Here is a 26,986-nt window from a genome sequence, read left to right as displayed (position 1 = left end):
ACCTTGCGAGCGCCGGCGGGCGCCCGGCCGTACGGAGACGCGCACCTGTCAGTCCAGCTTGACGGCCTGTTTGAGGAAGACGACGCCGTCGATCGAGCCGAGCTGGGCCGCGTCCAGCGGGAAATAGGCGAAATCGCGTGAGACGCGCGGTGCGGGCTCCGTGACGGCCTCGGCCAGGCGGCGGGTGTCGACGAGAGAGTGCTCCCACGGGAGCGTGGACAGGACGCCTTCGAGCGTGTCCGGCGGCGGGGTGTCGTCGCCGACCGTGCCGAAGGCGGAGGCCAGGTAGGCGTACCGGCTGCCCAGGTGCGCTTCGGTGAGCGCCCCCGCGCTCCACCACTCCAGCGGCTGGTCGCCGAGCCGCATGAAGCTCTTGTCCCGCTGCAGGTGGAGATTGTGGGTGAAGACGAGGGCCGGGCCCTGCGCGGCGACGGCGAGGAGGTTGGCGGCCATCATCGCGTCCCGCTGACCTGACAGCCGCGCCACGCGGCCCGGCGACGTGTCGGCCATCAAGTGATGGTAGCGGAGCAGGCCGACGGCGGTACGCCCGTACAGCGCCGCACGCTCCCTGTCCTTCACGCTCAGCCGCGGGAGCTGCGTGTCGAGCAGCGCCACCAGCTCGTCGGCGAGCAGCCGCAGCCGCTGGGCGTCGGCGGACCGGCCGATCGACTGGGACGGGTCCATGACCGTGGCCTCGTTCGTCCACCGCTCGTCCGGGCCGAGCAGCGCGTCGAGGGTCTCCCCGGAGCAGGGCAGCGGGCCGTCGAGGAGAGCGGACAGGGCGGTGAGCGCCTCGCGCGGGCTCGCCGCCCAGTACTCCAGAGGCCCGTCGAACCCGAAGAACCGGAGCTTCTCCTCATGCTCCTCGTTGTACGCGCGCATCCAGCGCACGAGCTCGCGGGTGGCCGGGGGCGTGCCGAAGTTGTGGCTGAAGCCGCGGTCCATGACGTCGTCGAGCGTGCCGGCGCCCGTCGCGATGTAGTCGTCCACCACGAGGCCCTTGAGGCAGTCGCTTTCGATGGCGAACGACCGGTAGCCCTCGTGCTCGACCAGATGCCGGAAGATCTCGTTGCGCAGCTCGCCCAGCTCCCCCACGAAGTGCCTGGCCTCGCCAAGGCCGAGCAGCTGGGGCTTGGCGGGCAGCGACCGGAGGAACGCCGAGACGCCTGCGCCGTCGAGCGGCCTGGCGGTGTCCCTGATATCCATGCCTTCAACGGTATCGTTGAACACTCGGTGTAAGCTTTTATCGGAAAACCCCCGCTTTCATCGCGACAACCTTCAATCGGTGATGCATTCATGAGGCCAGTGGACCTGGCGCGCGAGCACGGCCTGTCCACCCAGGCGATCAGGAACTACGAGGACGCCGGCATCCTGCCCGCCGCCGAACGCACCGTCCACGGCTACCGCACCTATACGCCGCTGCACGCGCAGGCCCTGCGCGCGTTCCTCGCCCTCGTGCCGGGGCACGGCCACCAGACGGCCACGTCGATCATGCAGGCGGTCAACCGGGGGGCCGCCGAGGACGCGCTGCGGCTCATCGACGAGAGCCACGGGCAGCTTCTCGGCGACCGCCGCACCCTCCAGGCCGTCGAAGGCGCGCTCCGCGATCTGGCGCCCGTGCCGCAGGAGCGCGGCGACACGTTCATCGGCCCCCTGGCGGGCAGGCTCGGCATCCGCCCCGCCACCCTGCGCAAATGGGAGAACGCTGGGCTGGTCCGGCCGCGCCGCGATCCGCGGACGGGCTACCGGATCTACAGCGCGGCCGACGTGCGGGACGTTCAGCTGGCCCTCCAGCTCAGGCGGGGCGGCTACCTGCTGGAGCAGATCGCCCCGCTGATCGCCCAGGTCCGCTCCGCCGGAGGCGTCGCCCCGCTGGAGGCGACCCTGCGCGACTGGCGGGCCCGCCTGTCCGCACGGGGCCGCGCCATGCTCAAGGGTGCCGCCGACCTGGACGCCTACCTCTGTGCCCGCGAACCCTGAAGCGGGCAGGCCGGCTCTGTACGGCTGCCGGCGCTCCGGGCTCAATGCCCCGGCTTGGCCGGGTTCGGGGAGGTCGCCGGGCAGAAGCGAGCCTCGAAAAGGTCGGCGAAGGTCGTCGCGAAGTCGTTCCAGTCGCCGTTGAGGTTCGCCACCAGCGTGTGGGTGCCTTCTCGGTCGCCCATCGCGTACGTCATGGAGCCGTCGATGAAGCCGCCGCCGCCCCAGAGCGTGGTCCCGCACGAGAGCCTCTGGGAGTAGACGCCGAGGCCGTACCTGGTGTCGGGGACCCAGCCCGAGCCCTCCGTCGAGACGGTGGTGAACATCTCCTTCTGCTCGGCGGGCGGGAGGAGGCCGCCACGCAGCAGCGAGCTCAGGAACCGGTGCAGGTCAGAGGTGGTCGAGACCATGCCGCCCGCGGCCCAGGCCCAGCTCAGGTCAATCTCGGTCACGTCGTGGATCTCCGCGCCGGGGCCGGTTTCGCCCAGCTTGGAGTAGTGGCGGGCGTGCGGGGCGCGGATCGTGTTGCCGGCGCCCGGCAGGTAGGTTCCCGTCAGGCGCAGCGGGCGGGCGATGCGGCGCTCGATCTCGTCCGCGAGGGTCGAGCCGGTCGCACGCTCGACGATCATTCCGGCGAGGTTGTAGTTGACCTTGGAGTAGACGAAGCGCTTCCCGGGCTCTTCGGCGCGGGGGGTCTCCTGGCCGGGGAGGGCGTCGGGGAGTCCGCTGGTGTGGTTGAGCAGCCGTCTGACGGTGATCGTGGTGGCGTCCGCGCCGGGGATGTGCTCCTCGACCACGCCGGGCAGCCACGTGGCCACCGTGTCGTCCGGGGTCAGCGTGCCTTCGGCGGCCAGTTGCAGGATCACCGTGCCGACGAACGCCTTGGTGAGGCTTCCGATGCGGAAGTGCTCACCCGGTCGGCGCTCGCGGCCGGTCGTCATGTCGGCCACCCCTGCCGTGCCGAACCACGGCGGTGTGCCGGCGTCCCTGAGCTCGGCCACGATGCCGGGGCCCCCGCCGCCGGCCATGGCCTGGTCGAGCGCGCGCTGGAGCCTGGTGTGACCTCCTCGATCGCGGCCGGCCGCCGAGGCGGCGGGGGTCTCCTGGGGGACGGGGATGTCGTTGGCGGGCATGTAAGCAACGTTAGTTGACTAATTTGGAATTAGTCAACACAAGTTGCTTAGAGGGGGTGGATGTCGTTCCTGAGAGGCTGTTCGCCGGCTCCCCGCGGATCGGACCCACAGGCGGGTGTCACTGGAGGCGGTGGGTCAGCCCGGTGTGGCGCCGGCCCGCGCCCCGCGTCCGTACGGCCTGGGCGAGCGCCCGCCGCGATCCCACGATCACCACGAGCTTCTTGGCGCGGGTGATGGCCGTGTAGAGCAGGTTGCGCTGCAACATCATCCACGCGCTGGTCGCCAGGGGGATGACGACGGCCGGATATTCGCTGCCCTGGGAGCGGTGGATGCTGACGGCGTAGGCGTGGGCCAGCTCGTCCAGCTCGTCGAAGGAGTAGTCGACGGTCTCGTCCTCGTCGGTCAGCACGGCCAGCTTGCTCTCCTCCGGAGTGATGGCGGTGACCACGCCGACCGTGCCGTTGAAGACCCCGGCCGCGCCCTTGTCGTAGTTGTTGCGCAGCTGCGTCACCTTGTCGCCGACGCGGAAGACCCGCCCGCCGTAGCGTCGCTCGGGCATGCCCTCCCGGGACGGCGTCAGCGCCTCCTGCAGGGCGACGTTGAGCGCGCCCGCCCCGGCGGGGCCCCGGTGCATCGGGGCCAGCACCTGCACGTCCCTGCGGGGGTTGAGGCCGAACCTGCCCGGGATGCGCCGGGCGACCACGTCGACCGTCAGCGCGGCGATCTCCTCCGGCTCCTCGCAGGGGAACAGGAAGAAGTCGGGGAAGTCGCGGACCAGTGGCGGCTGACCGGTGTTGACCCGGTGGGCGTTGACCACCACGCCAGACTCCTGTGCCTGGCGGAAGATCTGCGTCAGCCGTACGCGGGGGACGTCGGGGGCGGCGAGCAGGTCGCGCAGCACCTCGCCCGCGCCGACCGAGGGAAGCTGGTCGACGTCTCCGACGAACAACAGGTGGGCCCCGGGAGCGACCGCCTTGGCGAGCTTGTTGGCCAGCAGCAGGTCGAGCATGGACGCCTCGTCGACCACCACCAGGTCGGCGTCGAGAGGGTTGTCGCGGTCGAACGTCGCGTCCCCGCCCGGACGCAGCTGCAGCAGGCGGTGCACCGTCGTCGCCTCGTGGCCGGTCAGCTCCGCCAGGCGCTTGGCCGCCCGGCCGGTGGGCGCGGCCAGGATGACCTTGGCCTTCTTGGCGCGGGCGAGCATCACCACCGACCTCACCGTGAAGCTCTTGCCGCAGCCCGGCCCGCCGGTGAGGACGGCGACCTTCTCGGTGAGCGCGAGCCGTACGGCCTGGGACTGCTCGGGCGCGAGCTCGGAGCCGGTCCTGCCGTGCAGCCACCCGAAGGCGGCCGGCCAGTCGACGTCGGCGAAGGCCTTGAGCCGGTCGTGGGCGCCGCCCAGCAGGCCGCGCAGGGTGCCGGCCAGCGACAGCTCGGCCCGGTGGAACGGCACGAGGTAGACCGCCGGGACCGTGGAGTCCCCGGCGGGGACCTCCTCCCGGACGACCCCCTCCTCGGCGACCAGCTCCTCCAGGCACGCCGAGGTCAGCTCCGGGGGCACCTCGAGGATCTTCACGGCGTCGGCGACCAGGTTGGGGGCGGGCAGGTAGCAGTGGCCGTCGTCGGCCGCCTGCGACAGGGTGTAGCGCAGCCCGGCCTTGACCCGCTCGGGGCTGTCGTGCGGGATGCCCACGGCCTGCGCGATCGTGTCGGCGGTCTTGAACCCGATGCCCCACACGTCGTCGGCGAGCCGGTAGGGCTCCTTGCGCACCACGTCGATCGACGTGTCGCCGTACTGCTTGAAGATCCGCACGGCGATCGAGGTGGACACGCCCACGCCCTGCAGGAAGATCATCACCTCCTTGATGATCTTCTGTTCCTCCCAGGCGTTCCCGATCATCTTGGTGCGCTTGGGGCCGAGCCCGGGGACCTCGACCAGCCGGCCCGGCTCCTCCTCGATCACCCGGAGGGTGTCGGTGCCGAAGTGGTCGACGATCCGCTCGGCCATCTTCGGGCCGATGCCCTTGATCAGCCCCGACCCCAGGTAGCGCTGGATGCCCTGGATGGTCGCCGGCAGGACCGTGGTGTACGACCAGACCTCGAACTGCCTGCCGTACCGGGGATGCGAGCCCCACCGGCCGGTGAGCCGCAGCGACTCACCGACCTGCGCCCCGAGGAGCGGCCCGACGACGGTGAGCAGCTCGCTCCCCGACCGCTCGGTCGCGACCCGGGCGATGGTGTAACCGGTCTCCTCATTGGCATAGGTGATCCGTTCAAGCACCGCGGTCAGCTCGGCGCCGGGCGGCTTGGCGGGACCGCCAGGAGGGGTGGTCATGGGTGGCATTCTCCCCCAGCCCGTACGGCGGCGCGTGCGACGGGCGCGACCGGGCGCCGCCGGCCGTGCGGAAGGCGTGTTCGAGCGCGTGCATGGAGCGCGATCCGCCGGAACGGCTACCAGTCCTGGACCCAGGGAGGGGACGGCAACGGTTCCGGGGTCAGATCGCGCAGATCCTGGGACCATGTCTGCGTCCACGCGCCGGACCGCCACTCTATGATCTTGATCACCCCGTCACGGGTGGCCATCAGCAGCCGGCCCTCGTCGTCCCAGTCTGCCCATGCCGCCTCAGGCAGCGGCGTGAGATGGCCGTCGTCCTCCTCCCGCAGGTAACTGACCTGTACGCCCTCGATTCCGTGCCTTTGGAAGTCGGTCCCGGTATGGGCCAGCACCAGCGCGCGGTCGCCGCCCGGCCGGACGCGCGCGATGAGCACGGCTTCACGCAACTCGGGGGGCATTCGCCCCGCCATGCCTTCGGCCAGGGGGCGCCAGCCGCGTTTGTACTCGTTCTGCAGGTCCCGATAGATCCAGTCGCGGTCGAGGCTTTCCACGACAGCGCCATAGGGGTAATCGCCGTGGAAGGGCTTCACGCCCATCGAGGCCCAGATGGTCAGGCCGTTGTCCGGGGCGAACTCGCAGCCACCGGTCCAGGTGCCGAAGGTGTGCCAGGCCACCAGCGCGGTAAGCCACGGCACCTTGGACACGGCGAAATAGGTGTCCCACGGGGACGGCCCGTGTCCGAGCGCGAAGTACCCGAGGAGCTTTCCGTCCGGCGATATGTCACACCGGCGCGGGTAGAGCGTCCCGCGAAGCCAGGCGCCCGATGTCACCTCACGGCTGCGCAAATCCCACTCCAGCAGATGCCACCAGCCGGCCGGGCCGCGGCGCATGATCAGCGCGACGGGCGCTGCCCTGGCGACAAGTACGTAAAGGCGGCAGGGGGGTGCAGAGTCGGTCACGATGCGCGCTCCCGTAGATCCGGCGTCCCGATGATCCTTGATCGCGGCACGCCGGTTGTCCAGGGAGATCTCCGCTCCGGCATCGTCGAGACGCGGACATCGAGCCGGGCCGGGAGCCCGGAGCCGCGGCGCGTCATCGCAAGATCGGCACATGGACGGCGGGAACGCTAGCCTGGAGCGACATCGAGCGGAAGGGGCTGCGGAGGATGGTCCTGGAGGGGACGGCCCGCGCGCTGCTGCGCCGCCTGGCGGCCGAGCAGGCGCAGTCACGGGTGCCGTCGATGGTGGCGGCGCTGGTCAGGGGCGGCGAGACGGTGTGGTTCGGAGCCAGGGGGCAGGTGGACGGGCAGCCGCCCACGCAGGCCACCCAGTACCGCATCGGCTCGATCACCAAGACGTTCGTCGCCGTCATGGTGATGCGGCTGCGCGACGAGGGACGGCTCGACCTGCTCGATCCCGTGGGCAAGCACGTCCCGGGCACTCCGGTGGGCGACGTCACCGTCGCTCAGCTGCTGTCCCACTCCAGCGGGCTGACGGCCGAGTCGCCGGGCGAGTGGTGGGAGCGGACCCCGGGAGTTCCGGCCGCCGAGCTGATCGCCGCCCTCGGGCCGGAGTCGGCCAGGCACCGCCCCGGCCGCCGCCTCCACTACTCCAACGTCGGCTTCGCGCTGCTCGGCGAACTGGTGGCGCGCAAACGGTCGGAGCCCTGGGAGGACGCCGTGCGCGCGGAGATCCTCGAACCGCTCGGCATGCGCGACACCACGCCCCGCCCCCGCCCGCCCCACGCGACCGGGTACGCCGTCCACCCGTGGGCCGACGTGCTGCTCCCCGAGCCGGAGCACGACCACGGCGCCATGGCGGCGGCCGGGCAGCTCTGGTCGACCACGGCCGACCTCGTGCGCTGGACCTCCTTCATCGGCGGCGACACCGGCGAGGTGCTGCGGCCCGACACGCTCGCCGAGATGCGTGAGCCGGCCGTCGTAGAGGACGGGCACGCATGGACGCGCGGCTTCGGCCTCGGCATCCAGCTGTCCCGGCACACCGGCCCCGGCGGCGCGCGGCGCCTGGCCGGGCACAGCGGGTCGATGCCGGGTTTCCTCGCCACCGTGTGGGCCGACCCCGCCGACGGGACAGGAGTGCTGTGGATGGCCAACACCACCTCCGGCGTGCGGGGCGGCCTCGACACCGACCTGCTGGACATCCTCGCCGAGCACGAGCCGCCGCTGCCGGCCGAGTGGGCCCCCTCCCCCGTGGACGAGGACCTGCTGGCCCTGACCGGCCCGTGGTACTGGGGGCCCGCGCCCTACGTGCTGCGGCTCCTGCCGCGCCGCGGCCTGTCGCTCACCCCCATGAACAGCCAGGGCCGGGCCTCGCGCTTCGCCGCCATGGCCGACGGCACCTGGCTCGGCCGGGACGGCTACTACGCCGGGGAGACCCTGCGGGTGGTCCGCGCCGCCGGGGGCGTCCACCTCGACATCAACACGTTCGTCTTCACGCGGGAGCCGTACGACCCGGCGGTGGGGGTGCCGGGCGGGGTGGATCCGCAGGGCTGGCGCTGACTCCTTCCCCACGCCGGGGCAGAATGCCGCCATGCGACTGCTGGTGCTTGGGGGGACGTCGTTCGTCGGGCGGTGGGTGGTCACGGCCGCCGCGGAGCGGGGATGGCGGGTCACCACCTTCAACCGCGGCCTCGGCGGATGGGCCCATCCCGGAGCCGAGGCGATCATCGGGGACCGGCTGCGCCCGGCGGACCTGGCCAAGCTTGGCGCCGGCCGGTGGGACGCGGTGATCGACACCTGGGCCGGCGCGCCCCACGCCGTCCGCGACAGCGCCCGCCTGCTCGCCGGCCGGGCCGGCCGGTACGTGTACGTCTCCAGCCGGGCCGTGTACGCGTCGCCGCTGCCGCGGGGCCTCGACGAGACCCACCCAACCGTCGATGCCTCAGCTGACGCGGAGGCGACCGGATACCCCGAGGACAAACGGGGTGGCGAGCTCGCCGCGCTGGAGGCGTTCGGCGACCGGGCGGTGCTGGCGCGGGCGGGGCTCATCCTCGGTCCGCACGAGGACCTCGGGCGCCTGCCCCACTGGCTGCTGCGGGCCGAGCGGGGCGGCCCGATGCTCGCGCCCGGCCCGATCGACCTGCCCCTGCGCTTCATCGACGTCCGGGATCTGACGGACTGGATGCTGGACGCGGCCGAGGGCGGCGTGTCCGGACCGGTCAACCTGGTCAACCCGGCCGGGCACGCCACCATGGGATCGCTGCTGCGGGCCGTCGTCGACGTCACCGGCGGCCGGGCGGAGCCCGTCTGGGTCGCCCCCGAGGCGATCGAGGCTGCGGGGATGGACCGCTGGGCCGAACTGCCGGGCTGGCTCCCGCCGGAACCCGAACTGGCGGGGCTCGTCTGGACGGACATCAGGCGGGCCGAGGCCACCGGACTGCGCTGCCGGCCCCTGGAGGAGACCGTGGCCGACACCTGGGCCTGGCTGGTCGCGGGCGGCCGGGTGCCGCCTCCCGGCATGGCGGAGCTGGGTCTCGACCCCGCCAAGGAGCGGGAGATCCTGGCCGCTTGGGGGCGCCGGCGGAGCGCGTGACCACACCGGGCCACTCGGGGCGACGACCTGATGGCGAGCGCCGGGGGCGTGGCGTGCGGGCTCCGAGGCGAAAGGCGGTGGCGCACGGGCTCCCATGCGAGGAGCGCTGGCGTACAGGCCCCGAAGCGAAGGCAATCGTAGATCTACCTGACCCTCACCCAGGCGATCTACCTGCGACGACGTCCAGGCCTTGACGGAAAGCTGCGACGTAAAATCCGACTTATCCTTACTTGACCGGTTTCGGCGTAGAAGTTACCTTTCATGTAACTCGGGGCATAGTTGTCCGTTTGCCCGGTCAAATGTGCCCCTCTCAGGATCGACACGACCGCCCGGCCTCGGATGGTCGTGTCGCCGCCGAGTCCGCGTCCGCGCGGAGCCGGGGACCCACCTCTCTCCGGGGTGAATCGGCACCCAGTGCCGTAGGGCGACTTCCAGCCCGAACCCGTCAGCTAACCCGGTAGGCGGCATGGAAGCAAGGGAGTACGCCCCGCATGCATGCCCTCAGGACCTGTCTTAGCGCTGCCCTCGCGACGGGAGCCCTCACCTCGGCCCTCTCCGTGGCCCCGTTCGCCGCCCCGCTCGCGGCCCACGCGGACAGCGGGCCCTCGGCACGGACCGTCGCGGACGGCGCCCCCCAGCTCGACCCCCTCGCCAAGGCCGCGGCCGGGCTGCCCAAGGTCGGCCCCGGCGACGTCCTGAAACTGGCCGCAAGCCAGGTGGGCATCAGCGAGAACGCCAACGGCGGGGGCACCAAGTTCCAGCAGTGGTACATGTCCACCCCGCGCGCCAGGGAGACCCTGTCCCGGGACGGCGGCACCCTTTCCGGCTACGCCAACGCGCCGTGGTGCGACATGTTCGTCTCCTGGGTCGGCCAGAAGCTCGGCATCCAGCCGGTCATGGGCTCCGACGCCTACACGGTGGAGCACGCCCGCTGGTTCGCCGCCCACAACCGCTGGGGAACCGTCCCCAAGCCGGGTGCGGTGGTGTTCTTCAGCTGGAGCGGCAGCAAGAACTTCGACGACATCGACCACGTCGGATTCGTCGTCAAGGACAACGGTAACGGCACGATCCGCACCATCGAGGGCAACGCCGGCGGCGGCGCGGTGCAGATCCGGAACCGGCCCACGTCCAGCATCACCGGATACGGCTACCCCTACTACACCGCTCCCTGATCACCGGAGGCGCGGTCCTCGGCGCGGGTCGTGGTTGACTGGGACCCCTCGAACCTGATCGACGCCGGGCCGCGCCGGCGAGGAGGAGGGACGCCCGTGGTCACTGCCGGCCCCGCCGGGGGGCGGGAGATGACGGCCGACCGCCGGATCGAGGACGAGCTGCGCAGGCTCGCGCCGCTGGCGCTGGGCTCGCTCATCCGGCGCTACGGCCACTTCGACGCCTGCGAGGACGCCGTACAGGAGGCGCTGCTCGCCGCCGCCGTGCAGTGGCCGGCCGACGGCGTCCCCGACAATCCGCAGGGCTGGCTCACCACGGTCGCCTCCCGCCGCCTCATCGACCAGTGGCGCAGCGACGAGTCCCGCAGGCAGCGGGAGGCGACCATGGCGGCGATGTCCCCGCCGGACGCCCTCCAGGCCCCCGAGCCCGGCGATTGGCGGCCCGACCGGGACGACACGCTCACTTTGCTGTTCATGTGCTGCCATCCGGCGCTGTCGGCGCCCTCCCAGGTGGCGCTCACCCTTCGGGCCGTCGGCGGCCTCACCACCGCGCAGATCGCCCGGGCCTTCATGGTGCCGGAGGCGACGATGGCCCAGCGCATCAGCAGGGCCAAGCAGCGCATCAAGACGACGGGGATCCCGTTCGGCATGCCGCCCGAGCAGGAGCGCGAGGAACGGCTCCGGGTGGTCCTGCACGTGCTGTACCTGATCTTCAACGAGGGCTACACCACCACCTCGGGCCCGGACCTGCAGCAGGCGGAGCTGACCGGCGAGGCGATCCGGCTGGCCAGGGCCGTCCACCGGCTGCTGCCCGAGGACGGGGAGGTCGCCGGGCTGCTCGCGCTGATGCTGCTCACCGACGCCCGGCGGTCGGCGCGCACCACCCCCGACGGCGCGCTGGTTCCCCTCGCCGAGCAGGACCGCGGCCGGTGGAACCGCGACCAGATCGCCGAGGGGATCGCGCTCATCACCGAGACGCTGGCCCGCGCGCCGCTGGGGCAGTACCAGCTCCAGGCCGCGATCGCCGCCGTGCACGCCGAGGCGTCCACCACGCGGGACGTCGACTGGCCCCAGGTCGCCGCCCTCTACGAACTGCTGGAACGGGTGACCCCCAACCCCATGGTCACGCTGAACCGCGCCGTCGCCGTCGCCATGGTCCAGGGCCCGCAGGCCGGCCTCGACCTGCTGCGGCCGCTCGACGCCGACGACCGCCTGGCCGGGCACCACCGGCTGCACGCGGTCCGCGCGCACCTGCTGGAGATGGCCGGTGATCACGCCGCCGCCCGGTCTCTGTACCGCACCGCCGCCCGCCGTACGGCCAGCCTGCCCGAGCAGCGCTACCTGGAGGCCCAGGCCGCCCGGCTCGGCGACGCCTAGCCGCGGTCCGCCGCGGCATCTGATCGTTTCGCCGCTACTTGTCGCCTGCGGCGGACCGTTTGGCGATCTCGGTCTTGACCGTCTCGTGCAACTCGTCCGGCGTGAAGCCGAGGTTGCGCAGGATCTGCGCGGCCGGGCTCTCCTCGGTGCGCATCAGGCCCAGCAGCGAGTGTTCCGTGCCGACCCAGTCGTGGCCGAGCTCGGCCGACGCGCGAAGTGCGTGCTCGATGGCCTCCATGCTCTCCGGCCGGAACGCGATGTGACCCCGCGGCGCCTTCTCTCCCGCCGGTGGCAGCACTTCCCCGATCGCGTCGCGGATGCGCTGCTCCGACTCGGTTTTCGCCATCAGCACCTCGTACGCCAGGCCCCGCGGCTCGCCGAGCAGGCCGAGCAGGATGTGCTCCGTGCCGATGAAGTCGTGCTTGTGCGTCCGGGCGGCCTCCTGCGCCAGCACGATGCTGTGCCGGTTCAGGTCGGTGAACCGCTCGAACGGGGTGGGCGCGTGGCGCTGCTGGGCGGCCTGTTTGGAGACCCCGATGGCGTCGCCGATCTCGCTCCACGAGGCGCCCGCCTGCTTGGCCTTGCCGACATAGTGGCTGACGAGCTGGTCACCGAGGTCGGACAGGGTCTTGTTGCGCAGTTGCGCCTCGCTGATGCGGGCCAGGTGGTCGGCATCGGGAAGTTCCTCGTCGAGACGGGCGATCAGGTCGGCGAGGCTGATGTTGAGTGGACTCATGCGTCAATCGTAGATTGACGACTCTCTGGTCGTCAATCTTTAGTTGACGCCCGGTCCGGGTGTGCTCGGCGCGGGCCGCGAGTTCCGCGTCCGGCGGCCCGCGACCCAACTCATGAGGCGGCATACCCGGCACTGTTATTTAGAGTTGACTTATATAACGGACTGCTGGAAGCCTGGCGCCATGCACGCGTTCGACGTCCTCGGGGATCCGGTCCGGCGCCGCATCCTGGAGATGCTGGCCGGCGGGGAGCGCTCCGCCGGCGAGATCGGCGCCGTCGTCCAGGAGGAGTTCGGGATCTCCCAGCCGGGCGTGTCCCAGCACCTGCGTGTGCTCAGGGAGAGCGGGTTCGCGACCGTCCGCGCCGAGGGCACCCGCCGCCTGTACGCGGTGGACCCGGAGCCTTTGCGCGAGGTCGACACGTGGCTCGACAACTTCCGCCGGTTCTGGACCCAGCGGCTGGACGCCCTCGGGACGGAACTCGTGCGGGGCCGCCGCGAACGCAGGACACAGGACGGCTCGACCTGAGCGCGACCTCCATCGCCGGGCCCGGTTTTGTCGGTCCCGCAGCCTAGAGTCGATCCGCTCTCTATCGACGTGGCTTCGGATAATGGAGGTGGTCCCGTGGCGACCGCGAAGGCGGCGCGGCAGGCCCGCGCCACGAGCGGCGACGCCGCCGTGCACCGGCCGGACAGGAGGGCGTGACATGGCGAGCTACGTTCTCGTTCCCGGGGCGGGCGGCAGCGCCTGGTACTGGCACCGGCTCGTCCCCGAGCTGTGGAGGCGGGGACACGACGTGGTGGCCGTGGACCTGCCCGCCGCCGACGAGTCGGCCGGGCTCTACGAATACCGCGACACCGTGATCCGGGCCATCGGCGACCGTGTCCGGCCGATCCTGGTGGCCCAGTCGATGGGCGGGTTCACCGCGCCCCTCGTCTGCGAACAGGTGCCGGTCGATCTGCTGATCCTGCTCAACGCCATGGTCCCTGCGGCCGGCGAGTCGGCGGGCGAGTGGTGGGACGCGACCGGTCAGGCGGAGGCCCGCGCCGCACAGGCCGTACGCGAGGGCCGCACCCCCTCCGACGGCGTCGACCTGCTCGTCGACTTCTTCCACGACGTCCCGCCCGAGGTCACGGCGGAGGCGATGGCCCAGGGCGAGCAGGCGCAGGCGATGAAGCCGTTCACCCAGCCCTGGCCGCTGGACAAGTGGCCGGACGTCCCGACGGTGTTCCTCCAGGGCCGCGACGACCGGTTCTTCCCTCTGGATTTCCAGCGCCGTGTGGTCAGGGAACGGCTCGGAATAGAGGTGGAGGAGATGCCCGGCGGCCACCTGGCCGCCCTCAGCCGCCCGGTCGACCTGGCCGACCGGCTGGAGGCGCTCGCGACCCGCTGACCTCCCTGCGCCCCGGGACGTGCCCGCCTCTCCCGGAACCCGCGCGAAATGATGAGGCCGCCTTCGCCATGTAGGAGATGTCCGCATTTTCGTACTGACGAAGGAGACCAGCCATGGGAACCGCCCGTGGGTGACGACCCGGTGGCCAGGTTCGAGGCCGTCTACAGGGAGACCTACGACCAGATCACGGCTTATGCCGTACGCCGTTGCGACTCGCCGCAGGACGCGGCCGATGCCGTGGCGGAGACCTTCGCGATCGCCTGGCGCCGGGTGAACGACCTGCCGCCGGGGCAGGAGGCGAGGCTCTGGCTGTACGGCGTGGCTCGCAGGGTGCTCGCCGACCACCGGCGCAGCGCGGTCCGGCACCGCGTGCGCGACGTGGAACTCGACACGGAGATGGCCGATCTGTACGCCGACGCCCCTGACAGCGGGGTCGGGCTGAGCGCCGTCGCCGCGGTGTTCCGGACCCTCACCGACGACGATCGCGAGCTGCTGTCGCTGGTCGCCTGGGAGGGCCTGGAACGCGACGAGATCGCCACCATGCTCGGGGTGTCCCGCAATGCCGTGCGCATCAGGTTGTACCGGGCCCGCAGGCGCTTCTCACGTGCGCTCGACGAGGCCGGAGTCCGTTTCGAGGCGAAGGGCCGGATGATTCCGGCCGGGAGGTCGTTGTGAAGGACATCGACGAGATCAACGGGCTGCTGCGGCCGCTTGCCCGGATCGAGCCCGGCAGGCCGCGGAGCCAGGCGTCCGGCGCGGGGGCGCGGGCACTCCTGGCCTCGATCACCACTCAGGAGCCCGGCACCATTCACGAACCCGGCGCCATTCACGAACCCGGCGCCACCCGGCGGGACCGGCTTTCACGGCAGGGTTCGCGCGGGCCGCGCCGTCTCGCGCTGGGCCTGACCGCCGCCGCCGTGGTCGTGGCGGGCGGCGTGATGGGGCCGGGCCTGCTGGGTGGCCCGGCGATGTCCTACGCCAACGCCGCGGTGGAGATCCGGCGGGAGGGCGACCAGTACGTCGCCCGCATCAAGGATCCGTTCGCCGAGTACGGCCGGTACACCGAGGCGTTCCACGCGGTCGGCCTGCACGTCGATCTGCGCCCGGTGCCCGTCTCGCCGGGCGCCGTGGGGAAGATCCTCGGCATGATGATCACGAGTAAGGAGCGGCCCAGCCCGCAGGGCCCGGTGGATCCCTCCGGTCCCCGGTTCGGCGGCGTCGCGCTGACGATGCGGACGGTGCCCGACGGATGCCGACCGGGACATGACAGCCACTGCTACATGGAGATGCGGATCCCCGGCGGCTTCACCGGCGACGTCTTCGTAAAGCTGGGACGCCAGGCGAGGCGGGGCGAGGAGTACGCGAACTTCGACTCGGCCATGGCCCCCGGCGAGATGTTCGACGGTGTCCGGCTGCGCGACGGCCGCACCGTGGGCGACGTCCTGGCAGAGGCGCGCAAGCGTCACCTGACCACCGTGTTCAGCCTGATCCGGACCGACGCGAAGACGGGCGGCCTGTCCTTCGAGCCACTGCCATCCGGCCAGGTCGGGCGCGGCTGGATCGTGTGGAACGCCTGGCAGGTGAAGGCCGGGGTGATCCGGCTGCTCGTCACCCCGGAGCGCCTGCCGGTCAACCCCTTCTACAACGGAAGCGCGCCGCCACCCGCTTCCTGACCAGATGGCCGCCGGCTCCGTGCCTCCGGGCAGGGAGCCGGCGGACCTCGTCGAGGTGACGCGAGGTGCGGTCAGCGCAGGCGGGACTCGATGGCCTCGATGATCCGTGGGCGCAGCTCGGCGGCGCGGATGACGGCGTCCACGGAGCCCACCTCGACCGCGCGCCGGATGTTGTGCACCCGGTCGAACTCCGCGGCCACCTCGCCGAGCTTCTCCGCGCGGACCGACGAGCGGAGCTCGTCGAGCTCAGCGGTCAACGCGGCGCGGTCGGCGCCGGAGGCGGCCGCGGCGCGGGCCTCCAGGTCCCGCACGCGCGGGTCGGCCGCGGTGCGGGCGTTGACGTCGCCGGAGAACACCACCGCGGCGGCGGGAGCGCCTCCGAGCACCGAGGCGAACGAGCCCTCAAGCGCGAGCACGGTCATGTTCGGGTTCAGCGCCTTGGAGAACACCACGAACGCGCCGCCGTGGTACCGCGAGATCACGCAGAACACGATGGGCCCGCGGAAGTTCACGACCGCGCGGCCGATCTCGGCGCCGTACTCCAGCTGCAGCTTCCGCATCGACTCCGGCGAGCCGTCGAAGCCCGACAAATTCGCCAGCACCACCAGCGGCCGGTTGCCGCTGGCCGCGTTGATCGCCCGGGCGGCCTTCTTCGACGACTGCGGGAACAACGTGCCCGCGGTGTAGGTGTCCGGGCCGTCGGTGGGCGGGAAGCCGCGCCGCGGCACCGACCGTGACTCGATGCCGATCAGGCACACCGGCATGCCGCCCAGATGCGCGTCCTGAACCACCGCTGTGTCCGCGTCGGCCATGCCCGTCCAGCGTTCCAGCACCGGGTGGTCCTGGTCGCACAGCGCCCGCATCACGGTCCGGATGTCGAACGGCTTCTTGCGGTCCGGATTGGCCCCGGCGGAGAAGATCTCACCGACGGTGGTGAAGTCGCTACCCGCCACCGCATGCGGGAAGTCGCAGATGTCGCGGTCGATCGGGTCGGTCGTCTTCGCCCGCCGCGGCGCCTGCTCGCCAGGCGCGATGTAGGTGTGGTCGTAGTGCGACATCAGCACCGCACGCGCGGCGGCCAGGTTCGGCGCCCAGTACTGCGCCTGCCCGTTCGGCCCCATGACCCGGTCGTAGCCGCCGATGCCGAAGTTGTCCTCGGCCGACACGCCACCGGAGAAGTCGAGCGACTGCTTGCCGGTGAGCACCATCGCCGAGTCCGGCGTCATCACCAGGATGCCCTTGGTGTGCATGAGCATCGTCGCCTCGGCGTTCCAGTACGGCTGCGCGCCGACGTTGATCCCCGCGACCACGATGTTGATCTCGCCGCCGTCCTGGGTGAACTCGACGATCCGCTTGAGCGCCGCGGCCACCCAGTCCATGTTCTCCGTGCCCGACTCCATGGAGATCCGGGCGCCGGCGGACAGCGCGTACCACTCCAGCGGCACCCGCATCCGCTCGGCCAGGTCCAGTGCGGCGATCACGCGGCGGCACTCGGGCTCCGACAGCGCGCCGAGCGCCTTCGTCGGGTCGCCGAGGAGCACAACCCTGGTGACGCCCTGCGGGTGCCGCCGGGTCGGCGTGGTGACCACGCCCGCGACGATCGCCGCGGTGTTGCGCCCCTTCGGCCGGTCGACCGGCACCAGCGTGTGGTCGTCGTCGAGGTCGTGCTCGACGAAGCGGCCGAGCGTGCCGGTCAGCTCGTACGGGTACACCGTGTTGCGGCTGCTCGCGCGCAGCACCTTCTGCCGGTAGTCGTCGAGCGGCTCGATCGGTTCGACCGGCGGCTTGCCGACGGTCAGCGTGGTGCCGCCGGTGGCGTCGAAACAGATGCGTACGGCGATCTTGACCAGCTCGCCGGTCTTCTGGTTGCGCTGCCGCGCGATGAACAAGATCTCCTCCAGCCCGGCGCCCGCGGTCGTCGGCAGCACGCGCTTGGCGATCATCTCCAGCTCCGCGCGGGTGATGTCGCTCGGCGGCCAGACGTAGATGACGATCCGGTTGGTGCTGAAGCGCTTGTTCGACGGCCGCCGCGACTGCGCGCGGCGGATCGAGTCGAGGCAGGTGGCGAAGATGTCCTCGGCCGTCGGCAGCGCGACCAGCCTGCCGGCGTGCTCGCGCAGCTCGGTCAGGTCGCGCACCTGCGCGAACGCGACGAGGCGGTCGTCTGAGGGGTTCTCCCGCGCCACGCACTGGAAGAGGTAGACCTCCTCGTCCGACGACGGCAGCCGGGTGAGTTCGAACTTGCTCAGCCGCTCCATGTGCATCCGCTGCGCGATGTAGGGATGCAGGCCGCGGATCAGCCGTTCTTCGGCCATCCCGGTGGCCGACGGGCGGAACGTGAAGTGGTGGTGCATCACCGCGCCGCCGCTGCCCGCGACGGTGGCGGTGAGCCTGCGGATCTGGTCCGGCAGCGGGTGCGCGCTGACGACCTCGTGCAGCGCGGCCGCCATCGCGGCGGAGTCCTTCGGCTGGTTCTCCCAGGCGAGATAGATGTCGGCGTCGATGGCGTCCTCGCTGCTCGCCAGCTCCGCGAGCCCGCGCAGCGCGCCGCCCAGCTCCTCGAAGCCCACCGCGGAGGAGACCACGCATGAGCCCGCCCGCTTGGCGACCACGAACGTGCAGTCCGCGACCACGCTGGTGTGGACGCCGGTGAGCCCCTTGTTGCCGTAGTACCGACGGGTCAGCACCTCCAGCATGACCGCGTTGTCCAGGTCGTCGCGGACGAGCCGCTGGCCGAGCAGCCGCACAAGCGGCTCGGTGCTGCGCACCATCGCGGCGATGCGCTCGGCGCGGTCCGGCGCGTCCGGGTGGGCGTCCAGGTGACGCAGGTGCTTGCGGACGTCGGCGTAGACGCGGGCGCGGTTACGGCGCAGCAGCGGCTGGCCGAACCAGGCGAACACCACCCCGCGCGCGAGGTCGCGGACCACGGGCAGGCGGACCTGCGTCGCGGCCACCAGCCGCTCCAGCGCGAGACCGGCGGGCTCGCGCAGCGGCTCGTCCGGCGGCGGCTCCCGCAGCCAGGCGCGCAGCAACGTCGTGATGACCGTGGCGTCGGCGGACGCGCGCTGCTGGGCGAGGAAGATCCGGAACACCGCGGCTTCGAGCTCGGGTGAGCGCTCCAGCCCGGTGACGCCGTAGTGCCTGAGCGCCTTGGTGAGCTTGGCCTGGAACGCCTCCGGCAGGCCGGCCCGCTCGACGTCGAGGCTCCGCAGGTAGGTGTGGAAGTACTCGCGGGCGCTGTACACGTGGCCGTCACCGCCGCCGTCCTCGCCCGCCGGCCGGTTGCGGCTCAGCGCGGCGAGGTCGGTGAACACGTTGACGAGTTCGAGCTCCTCGGCCAACGGCCGGTGGCCGTCCTCTGTGGCCGCCTGGCGCGCGGCGAGGTAGTCGTCGAGCACCCGGCCTTCGTCGTGCGGGTCGACGTCGAAGCCCAGCAGCAGGCTGCGCAGGTCCTCCTGGCCGCGCGTGGCGCGCTCACGCGCCGGGATCCTCCCTGGCGCGGGAGGCAGGTCCAGCTCGACGGACTCGCTGGACTTGGCGGACTCGGCGGCCTGGGTGTCCGCGGCGTCGGCGAGCGGCTCCAGGCGCAGCAGCGGCGCGCCGGTCTCCACCTGGGTGCCCACGGACACGGCGCATTCCTTCAGCCGCGCCCGGAACGGCGCGCGCAGCACCGTCTCCATCTTCATGCTCTCCAGCACCAGCACCGGAGCGCCCGCCTCGACCTCGTCGCCGACCTCCAGCGGCGTGGCGACGACCAGCGCGGGCGCGGGCGAGCGGACGACGCCGCCCTCGTCGCGGCCGACCCGGTGTGTCACACCGTCCACCTCGACCAGGTGGATCGGCCCGTGCGTCCCGGTGAGCAGACGGAACCGGGCGCCGTTGACGACGATCTGCCCGGTGTGCCGGTCGAAGCGGTCGAGCTCGACGTCGGCGGTGCGGACGTCGTCACCCGCGGCGATACCGACGCGGAAGCGGTGCGCGCCGATCCGCGCGACGCGCACGCGGTAGGCGACGCCACGCAGCGTCAGGTCCAGCGGCCGGCCGCTCTCGTGCCGCACCTGCGGGCGTCCGCCGGCCGCCGTCGACAGCAGGCGCTGCCGCTCGACGCGTTCCTCCTCCTCGTAGGCCTCGATGGCGGCGGCCGTCAGCGCGACGGCGGAGTTCCGGTGCGAGACGAGCCGGCCCTCGCCGCGGACACGGTCGATCCAACCGGTGTCTGCGCTGGCGTCGATCACCTCGGGCTGGTTGAGCAGGTCGAGCACGAAGCTCTTGTTCGTCGCACCCCCCTCGATGATCACCGTGGTCTGCGCCATCGCCCGGCGCAGCCTGCCGAGCGCCTCGTCGCGGTCGCGGCCGTAGGCGATGATCTTCGCGATCATCGAGTCGAAGTCGGCGGGGATCGTGTCGCCCTCGCTGACGCCGGTGTCCACGCGGATTCCCGGCCCGGCGGGCAGGTCCAGCCGCGCGATGCGGCCCGGGGAGGGCGCGAAGTCGCGGTCGGGGTCTTCGGCGTTCAACCGGGCCTCGATGGCGTGACCGCGCTCCACCGGCGGATCACCTTCGAGCCTCCCGCCGGATGCCACCCGCAGCTGCGCCTTGACCAGGTCGAACCCGGTGGTGGACTCGGTGATCGGGTGCTCGACCTGCAGACGGGTGTTGACCTCGAGGAACGCAAACAGCTTGTCGCCGGGGTGGTAGAGGAACTCGACGGTCGCCGCGCCGCGGTACCCGACCGCGACGGCCAGCCGTTCGGCCGACGCCTTGAGCTCGGCGGCCTGCGCGGGGCTGAGCACCGGCGACGCCGACTCCTCGATGACCTTCTGGTTGCGCCGCTGCACCGAGCAGTCGCGGACGCCGAGCGCCCACGCGGTGCCCTCGCCGTCCGCGATCACCTGGACCTCGACGTGCCGGGCACCGGTGACCAGGCGCTCCAGGAACACGATGCCGCTGCCGAACGCCCGCGCGGCCTCGAGGCTGGTCCGCTCGTAGGCGTCGGCGAGCTCGGCCTCGTTCGTGATCACGCGGATGCCGCGCCCGCCGCCGCCCGCGGTCGCCTTCAGCATCAGCGGGTAGCCGATCTCGGCCGCCGCCTCCAGGGCGGCCTCCAGGGTCTCGACCGCGCCGCGGCTCCACGGCGCGACCGGCACGCCAACCTCCTCGGCGAGGAGCTTGGCGCCGATCTTGTCGCCGAGTCTGCGCATGGCCTCGGCGCTCGGTCCGACGAAGGTGACTCCGACCTTCTCGCACAGCTCCGCGAACGCCGGGTCCTCCGCGACGAAGCCCCAGCCGACCCACGCGGCGTCGGCCCCGCTCTCCACCAGTGCGCGTTCCAGAACCTCAAGGTCGAGGTACGGGCGCGCGGACGCGGGACCGAGATCGTAGGCGATGTCGGCCTCGCGCACGAACGTGGCGGTCCGGTCGACGTCGGTGTGCAGTGCGACGGTCTCGATCCGTGTCCCGGTCTCCGCGGCCAGTTCACGGACGGCGTGGATGAGCCGCATCGCGGCCTCCCCACGGTTGACGATGGCGACACGATTGAACACCCGACCGAGCCCCTTCTGTAGACCAATGATGCGCGCGCCGAGGCGTGGCGGCTTCCCCGCACTGCTTACCCTTCCGTCTTCGGGGCGGCAGCGCCATGGTGCAGACAGCGCACGTTACGCGACCATAGTTGTGAAAAACGAGCAAAAGCGTCGGCCACCGTGTTGACCAGGGCATGGGCGAACGGAGCGGCGGCACTACGGACTCCGTATCTCTTCCACGTGTCGAGCACGGTTCGCCCGCGTCGCGACCCGATCTTGACCTGATCTCCACCCGATCTTGACCGCGTCCGGGGCGGGCCCCACGCGCGCCGCACGTGCGGGGTGAGCCGTTCATCCCGCGACGATGTTGGCGATCCTGCCGGGGACGACGACGATCCTGGCGACCGTCAGGCCCTCGGTGTGCCGGGCGAAGGCGTCGCTCCGGGTCACGATCGACTCGATCTCACCGGGAGCGGCGTCGGCCTGCACCTCGACGGTGAACCGGGTCCGGCCGTTGACCTGCACCGGGATGGTGACGGTCGGCTCGGCGGCGAGCGCCTCGTCGGCCTGCGGGAACGGCGCGTAGGTCAGCGTCTCCGCATGGCCGAGGCGGCTCCACAGCTCCTCGGCCACGTGCGGCGCCAGCGGGGCGACCAGGAGCACCAGCGGCTCCGCGACGGCCCGGGGCAGCCGCCCGTCCCGCGCGGCGATCGCGGCCGTGTGCGCCGTCAGCTCCATCAGCCTGGCGACGGCGGTGTTGAACCGCAGCAGGTCGAAGTCCCTGCGCACGGCCATGATCGTGCGGTGCAGTCTCCGCAACGTCTCCTCGTCCGGCGCATGGTCGCCGACGGTGACGTCACCGGTCTCCTCGTCGACCAGGCTCCGCCACAGGCGCTGCAGGAACCGGTGGACCCCCACGACGTCGTCGGTACGCCACGGGCGATGTGCGTCCAGCGGTCCCATGGCCATCTCGTACAGGCGCAGCGTGTCGGCGCCGTACCGCTCGTACATCTCGTCGGGGCTGACGCTGTTCTTGCGGCTCTTGCCCATCTTCCCGGCCCGCCGGGAGACCGGGCGACCGTGGTGGGTCAGCGAGCCGTCGTCCGCCGGCACCACCTCGGTGGCGGGCACGTACATGCCGCGTTCGTCGGTGAAGGCGTCGGCCAGGATGTAGCCCTGGTTGTACAGGCGCCGGAACGGCTCCCTCGTGCTCACGTGGCCCAGGTCGTACAGCACCTTGTGCCAGAACCGCACGTAGAGCAGGTGCAGCACGGCGTGCTCCACTCCCCCGACGTACAGGTCGACCCCGCCGTCTCCCTTGGGGGACATCCAGTAGCGCTCGATCTCAGGGTCGACGAACGCCTCCTCGTTGGCAGGGTCCAGATAGCGCAGGTAGTACCAGCACGAGCCCGCCCACTGAGGCATGGTGTTCAGCTCCCGCCGGTACTTCTTGCGGCCGTCGCCCAGGTCCATCTCGACGGTCGCCCAGCCGGCGGCCCTGGCCAGCGGGGGCACCGGCTCACCGGCCTCGTCCTCATGCGGCCGTGGCCGGAAGTCGGTCATCTCCGGCAGCCGTACGGGCAGCGCCTCGTCGGGCAGCGCGACCGGCTGCCCATGCTCGTCGTAGACGATGGGGAACGGCTCACCCCAGTAGCGCTGCCGGGAGAACAGCCAGTCGCGCAGCCGGTACGACCTGGCCCGGCGGCCCAGACCGCGCTCCTCCAGCCGGCCGACGCTCGCGGCGACGCCCTCCTCCACGGTGCGGCAGGCGGGGCCCGGCGCCACCAGGTAGGCGCCGTCACCGGTGAAGGCCGTCACCCACCGCGAAGCCGGCTCCGCGTTGTCGAGGCCCTGCTCGGCGTACCAGGACGCGGGAGGCCGCAGCACCTCGCGTACCGGCAGTCGGAACGCCCGAGCGAAGTCGAGATCGCGCTGGTCGTGCGCGGGAACACCCATGACGGCACCCGTCCCGTGGCCGCCCAGCACATGGCCGGCGACGAACACCGGGATCGGCTCTCCGGTGACCGGATTGATCGCGTACGCGCCGGTGAACACCCCGGTCGTGCCGGGCTCCCCCGTCCTGCGGCGGTCGCCGAGCCGCGCCGCCGTCTCCTCATACGCGGCGACGGCCCGCCGTGGCGTCCAGCCGTCCCCTCCCGCGGAAAACCCTGCGGAGAACCCTGCGGAGAATCCTGCGGGGACCCCTTCGGGGAACCGCCAGGCATGCGGGGTGCCGTCCGGCCAGGCCTCGGGCACCAGCCCGTCCACCAGCGGGTGGCCCGGTGACAGCGCCACGAACGTGGCGCCGTGCAACGTGTCGGGCCGGGTGGTGAACACCTCGATGGACGCGCCGGGACGGCCGGCCACCCGCAGGCCGATCCGGGCGCCGTCGGCGGCGCCGATCCAGTTGCGCTGCATCTGCTTGATGGGCTCCGGCCAGTCGACCAGGTCCAGATCCGCGAGCAGCCGGTCGGCGAACGCGGTGATCCGCAGCATCCACTGCCGCAGCGGCCGGCGATGGACGGGATGGTTGCCCACGTCGCTGCGGCCGTCGGCGGTGACCTCCTCGTTGGCCAGCACGGTGCCCAGCCCCGGGCACCAGTTGACCGGCTCCTCGGCGACGTAGGCCAGCCGGTGGCCGTCGACGACCCGGCGCCGTTCGACGTCGGTCAGCTCGGCCCACGCGCGCCCGTCCGGCGTCTCCCGGCGGCCCGCCTCGAACTCGGCGACCAGCTCCTCGATCGGCCGGGCCCGGCCGCTTTCGTCGGCCCAGCTGCCGAACATCCGCAGGAAGATCCACTGAGTCCAGCGGTAGTACGAGACGTCGGTGGTCGCGACCTCGCGGCGGGTGTCGTGTCCCAGGCCCAGCCGGCGCAGCTGCCGCCGCATCGTCGCGATGTTGGCCTCGGTCGTGACCCGCGGATGCCGGCCGGTGTCGATCGCGTACTGCTCGGCCGGCAGCCCGAATGCGTCGTAGCCGAACGTGTGCAGCACATGATCGCCGGCCATCCGCCGGTAGCGCGCGTAGACGTCGGTCCCGATGTAGCCCAGCGGATGGCCCACGTGGAGCCCGGCACCGCTGGGATAGGGGAACATGTCGAGCACGTAGAACTTACGCCGGCCCGCCATCCGCTCGAACCCCGCGGCGAGCGCACCGGCCGGGTTGGGCGAGTCGAACGTGCCCTCCCGTTCCCAGCGCTCCTGCCAGCGGGCCTCGATCTCGCCGGCCAGCCGCGCGTCGTAGCGGAACGCGGGTTTCACGTCGCCGCCGGTCACGGCCTCAGCCGCCTCGCCGCCGTTCATGCGATCCTCACCACTGCTCGTCCGGAAAGTACGGGGAAAAGCAAAAGCCCCTCACGCATGAGGGGCGGCCGCGTCGACTCAGCGCGTCAACGCGGCCCGGTAAGGAGCAGGCTCTGGGATCCGGCCATGGCGGCAGGATACCTCCCGGCCCCACGTCGCGGCGATCAATTAACGGTGCGCCGCGTGGATTGGGCCGCGCGTCCGCCCCCGCGTGACACGGCGGTCCCCGCACCACCTCCAGCGTGTAAACGCCGCCCCGGCCACCGCCGCCGTCTGCTCGGGAACAACCGGCGGCTTGGTAGTGGTCCGTCGGAGAACGCTGCCTGACTTGCCGTTCAGGTGGCCTCTGGGCGTAGCTGCGTGGACAGCCGGTGGAGCGTCTTCAGGTCGGGGTGTGACAGCTCCGACAGGACGGCGGGTGGCTGGTAGAAGCGGTCGAACAGCTGTGTTCGGAGCTGCCTGCCACGACGACTCAGAACGACGACCTTGACGCGTCTGTCGGTCTCGTGGGCTTGGCGCTCGACCAGGCCTTGCTTCTCCAGCCGGTCGACGATCCAGGTGACGGTCGAGGCGTCGCAACGCCACGTGTCGGCCAGGGCGCGCATCGGTTCGCGGCGGCCTGGGACCAGTCGCATGAGGGCCTTGAGATCTCCGGGGCTTACGCCGAGGTCGGCGACGGACTCCAAGTGGCGTTCGTGCTCGTCCAGGAAGAACTCATACAGCGACTTCCAGATTTCGGATTTCAGTCGTTCGTCCTGCTCAGGATCGCGTTCTTCCATGACGGTCATGGTACGTCCGTCGCATGGATCAGAATATTGGGTCCATCAAAATGTTTGATGTATCAAAGCTTCTGCTATCGTCGAGCCCACAGCACATCGAGCTTCTGGAGTCTCGCTATGACCATCCTGGTGACCGGTGCGACCGGTCGAGTCGGCAGCCGGTTCGTCCCTCGCCTGCTGCAGCAGGCAGAACCCGTCCGCGTACTTGTCCGCGACCTCGGTCGGGCCGAGTTCCTCGGCAGGCTCGGTGCCCAGATCGTCGTCGGCGATCTGCGTGACACCGGCACGCTCGACGATGCCCTCAAGGACGTCGATGCGGTCGTTCACCTTGGTGCGGCCTTCCGCGGCGTCTCCGATGAGGAAGCAGCCGCGATCAACCACACCGCCACGGTCAAGCTGGCCGAGTCCGCCCTTCGAGTTGGCGTCACCCGATTCGTCTACGCCAGCACCACCCTTGTCTACGGCCCTGGCCGCGGTCGCCCAGCGCTGGAGGCGGATGAGCCCGCTCCACCCGCCCGGGCCTATCCGACGAGCAAGGCGGCGGCCGAAAAAGCCCTGCTGCAACTCCATCAGGCCGAGGGGTTGCCGCTGCGCATCGCCCGTCTGGCGTTCGTCTACGGCGACGGCGATCCACACCTGGCCGAATCGCTGTTGTGGGCTCGTGACTGGCCACTGCACCAGCGCCTGCATCTGGTTCACCACGCCGACGTCGGCCAAGCCCTGATCCGGGCGATCCGGGCGAACGGGGTGGATGGTCAGGTATTCAACGTGGCCGACGACGCACCCGTCACCGCCCTGGAACTGCTCAACCTCAACGGCGAGCCGATCGCCGAGGACGCGGCGAGCCGGACACTCGGCGATCCCTGGGAAGGTATCGCCGACACCTCCAAAATCCGCCGCGAGCTCGGCTTCCGGCCGGTCTATCCCACCGTCTACACCGCCAAGGACGCCGGGGCTTTCTGAACACGCCGGTCCCGTACTCGCTGGGACTCCTGGTTGACCCAAGGCGCCGGCCACTGCGAGAGAGGAGATCGACCATTCAGCCTTTCAGGAAGAGGCCGCCATCGTGCTGGGGCTTGAAGACCGAAATGGCCACCCCGTGATCATCGGTGGTCGTGCAGACAACCGTCGAGCGATGACCTCGGGCACTGACTCGTCATGGCTCGGGTCTCGGGGAGGGCGCCGGCTTCTGCGCGGATCACGCCTGCTTCATGCTGATCCGCTTGAGCACGGGCCGCGGACCTGCCGCAGCAGTCAGTGACCTCGTTCCCGGCCGAGGAAGCACGACAGGAGTCGCCTGAAGTCGTGCGGGTGCTCGAGCGCCGGCACGTGCCCGCATCGGCCGAGCACGTGCAGACGGACATCGGCCAGGTGTTCGAGCAGGGGCAGGGCTGCCGTCCTGAGCGGGGTGATTCGGTCCTCGGCGCCGTGGACGAGCAGCACGGGCGCGCGGACCTCTGCCAGCGTTTGCGCCGAGAGGGTGAGATCGTCGGCCCAGCGTTCCCTGGGTGGAGGGAACAACGACGCGAATGCGGCCGCCCCCGCTTCCATCGCGGCTGCACGGGCGGCGACGGCCGACTCGGTCACGAGCGTCTGGTCGAGGACGAGGCGACTCAACATGTCTCGTGCCCCGGCCGGGCCGGCGGGGGCGGCCCAGACCGCGTCGAGCTCGGCGGACAGCGGCGCCCCGGGGGCGCCCATCGTCGAGACCGCCACGACACGGGTGACCTGCTGGGGACGCGCGGCCGCCAGCGCCAGCGCCACGGCACCGCCCATGGAGTGGCCCACCACGGCGTAGTGCTCGACACCGAGAGCATCCATCAGGCCCGCGGCCTGCTCCGTCCACAGCCGGAGCCCACCCCTGGAGCCCGCCGGGAGTGGTGTACGACCGAACCCGGCCTGGTCAGGAGCCACCAGGCGCCAGGACGTGCCCAGTGCCTGTGCCGTCGTCGCCCAGGCTCCGGATCCGGTCGTACCGGGTCCGGAGCCGTGCAGCATCAGCACCGCGGGCCCGGTGCCGCTGTCCAGGACGTGGACGGG

Annotated in this window: 19 protein-coding genes and 1 riboswitch; of the genes, 10 read left to right on the top strand and 9 right to left on the bottom strand. The window is 71.5% G+C overall.

The window, feature by feature from the left end:
- Positions 1-48: 48 nt before the first annotated feature.
- The gene (locus tag AB0B72_RS38135; protein WP_367744485.1) at positions 49-1,206 is read right to left on the bottom strand and encodes an erythromycin esterase family protein; all 1,158 of its coding nucleotides are present in this window, start codon (positions 1,204-1,206) and stop codon (positions 49-51) included.
- A gap of 90 nt (positions 1,207-1,296) precedes the next feature.
- Between AB0B72_RS38135 and AB0B72_RS38130 the strand changes: the two genes are divergently transcribed.
- Positions 1,297-1,980 carry a TioE family transcriptional regulator gene (locus tag AB0B72_RS38130; RefSeq protein ID WP_367744484.1) on the top strand — a complete coding sequence of 228 codons (684 nt, stop codon included), beginning with the start codon at positions 1,297-1,299 and terminating at the stop codon, positions 1,978-1,980.
- Between the two features lie 41 nt (positions 1,981-2,021).
- Here the strand turns inward: AB0B72_RS38130 and AB0B72_RS38125 are convergent, their stop codons facing one another.
- The 3 genes from AB0B72_RS38125 to AB0B72_RS38115 form a co-directional block, all read right to left on the bottom strand.
- Complete coding sequence (locus tag AB0B72_RS38125; RefSeq protein WP_367744483.1) at positions 2,022-3,110, bottom strand: serine hydrolase domain-containing protein; 1,089 nt, start codon at positions 3,108-3,110, stop codon at positions 2,022-2,024.
- Positions 3,111-3,228: 118 nt separating this feature from the next.
- Complete coding sequence (locus AB0B72_RS38120; protein ID WP_367744482.1) at positions 3,229-5,445, bottom strand: ATP-dependent RecD-like DNA helicase; 2,217 nt, start codon at positions 5,443-5,445, stop codon at positions 3,229-3,231.
- Positions 5,446-5,561: 116 nt separating this feature from the next.
- Complete coding sequence (locus AB0B72_RS38115; protein ID WP_367744481.1) at positions 5,562-6,335, bottom strand: hypothetical protein; 774 nt, start codon at positions 6,333-6,335, stop codon at positions 5,562-5,564.
- Between the two features lie 275 nt (positions 6,336-6,610).
- Between AB0B72_RS38115 and AB0B72_RS38110 the strand changes: the two genes are divergently transcribed.
- From AB0B72_RS38110 to AB0B72_RS38095, 4 genes are all read left to right on the top strand, one after another.
- Positions 6,611-7,963, top strand: coding sequence for a serine hydrolase domain-containing protein (locus tag AB0B72_RS38110; protein ID WP_367744480.1), 1,353 nt, complete (start codon positions 6,611-6,613; stop codon positions 7,961-7,963).
- Positions 7,964-7,994: 31 nt separating this feature from the next.
- Positions 7,995-8,996, top strand: a complete 1,002-nt coding sequence (locus AB0B72_RS38105; RefSeq protein ID WP_367744479.1) for an NAD-dependent epimerase/dehydratase family protein — start codon at positions 7,995-7,997, stop codon at positions 8,994-8,996.
- A gap of 342 nt (positions 8,997-9,338) precedes the next feature.
- Positions 9,339-9,474, top strand: a riboswitch (cyclic di-AMP (ydaO/yuaA leader).
- A 13-nt stretch (positions 9,475-9,487) separates the two neighbouring features.
- On the top strand, positions 9,488-10,168 hold the full coding sequence (locus AB0B72_RS38100; protein ID WP_367744477.1) for a CHAP domain-containing protein: 681 nt from the start codon (positions 9,488-9,490) through the stop codon (positions 10,166-10,168).
- Between the two features lie 129 nt (positions 10,169-10,297).
- The gene (locus AB0B72_RS38095) at positions 10,298-11,542 is read left to right on the top strand and encodes an RNA polymerase sigma factor (protein ID WP_367744497.1); all 1,245 of its coding nucleotides are present in this window, start codon (positions 10,298-10,300) and stop codon (positions 11,540-11,542) included.
- A 34-nt stretch (positions 11,543-11,576) separates the two neighbouring features.
- On the opposite strand, the gene AB0B72_RS38090 is transcribed toward AB0B72_RS38095, so the two are convergent.
- Positions 11,577-12,278, bottom strand: a complete 702-nt coding sequence (locus AB0B72_RS38090) for a Clp protease N-terminal domain-containing protein (RefSeq protein ID WP_367744476.1) — start codon at positions 12,276-12,278, stop codon at positions 11,577-11,579.
- Positions 12,279-12,459: 181 nt separating this feature from the next.
- On the opposite strand from AB0B72_RS38090, the gene AB0B72_RS38085 reads away from it, so the two are divergent.
- The 4 genes from AB0B72_RS38085 to AB0B72_RS38070 all read left to right on the top strand — a co-directional run bounded on the left by AB0B72_RS38085 (position 12,460) and on the right by AB0B72_RS38070 (position 15,342).
- Positions 12,460-12,804: an ArsR/SmtB family transcription factor gene (locus AB0B72_RS38085; protein ID WP_367744475.1), complete on the top strand. Its 345-nt coding sequence runs from the start codon at positions 12,460-12,462 to the stop codon at positions 12,802-12,804.
- A gap of 178 nt (positions 12,805-12,982) precedes the next feature.
- A complete protein-coding gene (locus tag AB0B72_RS38080; protein ID WP_367744473.1) occupies positions 12,983-13,669 on the top strand; it encodes an alpha/beta fold hydrolase in 687 nt (228 codons plus the stop codon).
- 126 nt (positions 13,670-13,795) lie between these two features.
- Positions 13,796-14,344 carry an RNA polymerase sigma factor gene (locus AB0B72_RS38075; protein WP_367744472.1) on the top strand — a complete coding sequence of 183 codons (549 nt, stop codon included), beginning with the start codon at positions 13,796-13,798 and terminating at the stop codon, positions 14,342-14,344.
- A complete protein-coding gene (locus AB0B72_RS38070) occupies positions 14,341-15,342 on the top strand; it encodes a hypothetical protein (protein WP_367744471.1) in 1,002 nt (333 codons plus the stop codon). The genes AB0B72_RS38075 and AB0B72_RS38070 overlap by 4 nt, the downstream gene beginning before the upstream one ends.
- A gap of 71 nt (positions 15,343-15,413) precedes the next feature.
- On the opposite strand, the gene AB0B72_RS38065 is transcribed toward AB0B72_RS38070, so the two are convergent.
- The 3 genes from AB0B72_RS38065 to AB0B72_RS38055 form a co-directional block, all read right to left on the bottom strand.
- Positions 15,414-20,885: a carboxyl transferase domain-containing protein gene (locus AB0B72_RS38065; RefSeq protein WP_367744470.1), complete on the bottom strand. Its 5,472-nt coding sequence runs from the start codon at positions 20,883-20,885 to the stop codon at positions 15,414-15,416.
- Positions 20,886-21,215: 330 nt separating this feature from the next.
- Positions 21,216-24,167, bottom strand: a complete 2,952-nt coding sequence (locus tag AB0B72_RS38060) for a leucine--tRNA ligase (protein WP_367744469.1) — start codon at positions 24,165-24,167, stop codon at positions 21,216-21,218.
- A 335-nt stretch (positions 24,168-24,502) separates the two neighbouring features.
- Complete coding sequence (locus AB0B72_RS38055; protein ID WP_367744468.1) at positions 24,503-24,946, bottom strand: MarR family winged helix-turn-helix transcriptional regulator; 444 nt, start codon at positions 24,944-24,946, stop codon at positions 24,503-24,505.
- Between the two features lie 117 nt (positions 24,947-25,063).
- Between AB0B72_RS38055 and AB0B72_RS38050 the strand changes: the two genes are divergently transcribed.
- A complete protein-coding gene (locus tag AB0B72_RS38050) occupies positions 25,064-25,909 on the top strand; it encodes an NAD-dependent epimerase/dehydratase family protein (RefSeq protein WP_367744467.1) in 846 nt (281 codons plus the stop codon).
- Between the two features lie 291 nt (positions 25,910-26,200).
- Here AB0B72_RS38050 and AB0B72_RS38045 read toward each other — a convergent pair.
- On the bottom strand, positions 26,201-26,986 hold a 786-nt coding region (locus AB0B72_RS38045), incomplete at its 5' end, for an alpha/beta fold hydrolase (protein ID WP_367744466.1).

This window comes from Microbispora sp. NPDC049125 (assembly GCF_040802045.1).
GTDB lineage: Bacteria > Actinomycetota > Actinomycetes > Streptosporangiales > Streptosporangiaceae > Microbispora.
This window is presented reverse-complemented; position numbering and strand designations above follow the sequence as displayed.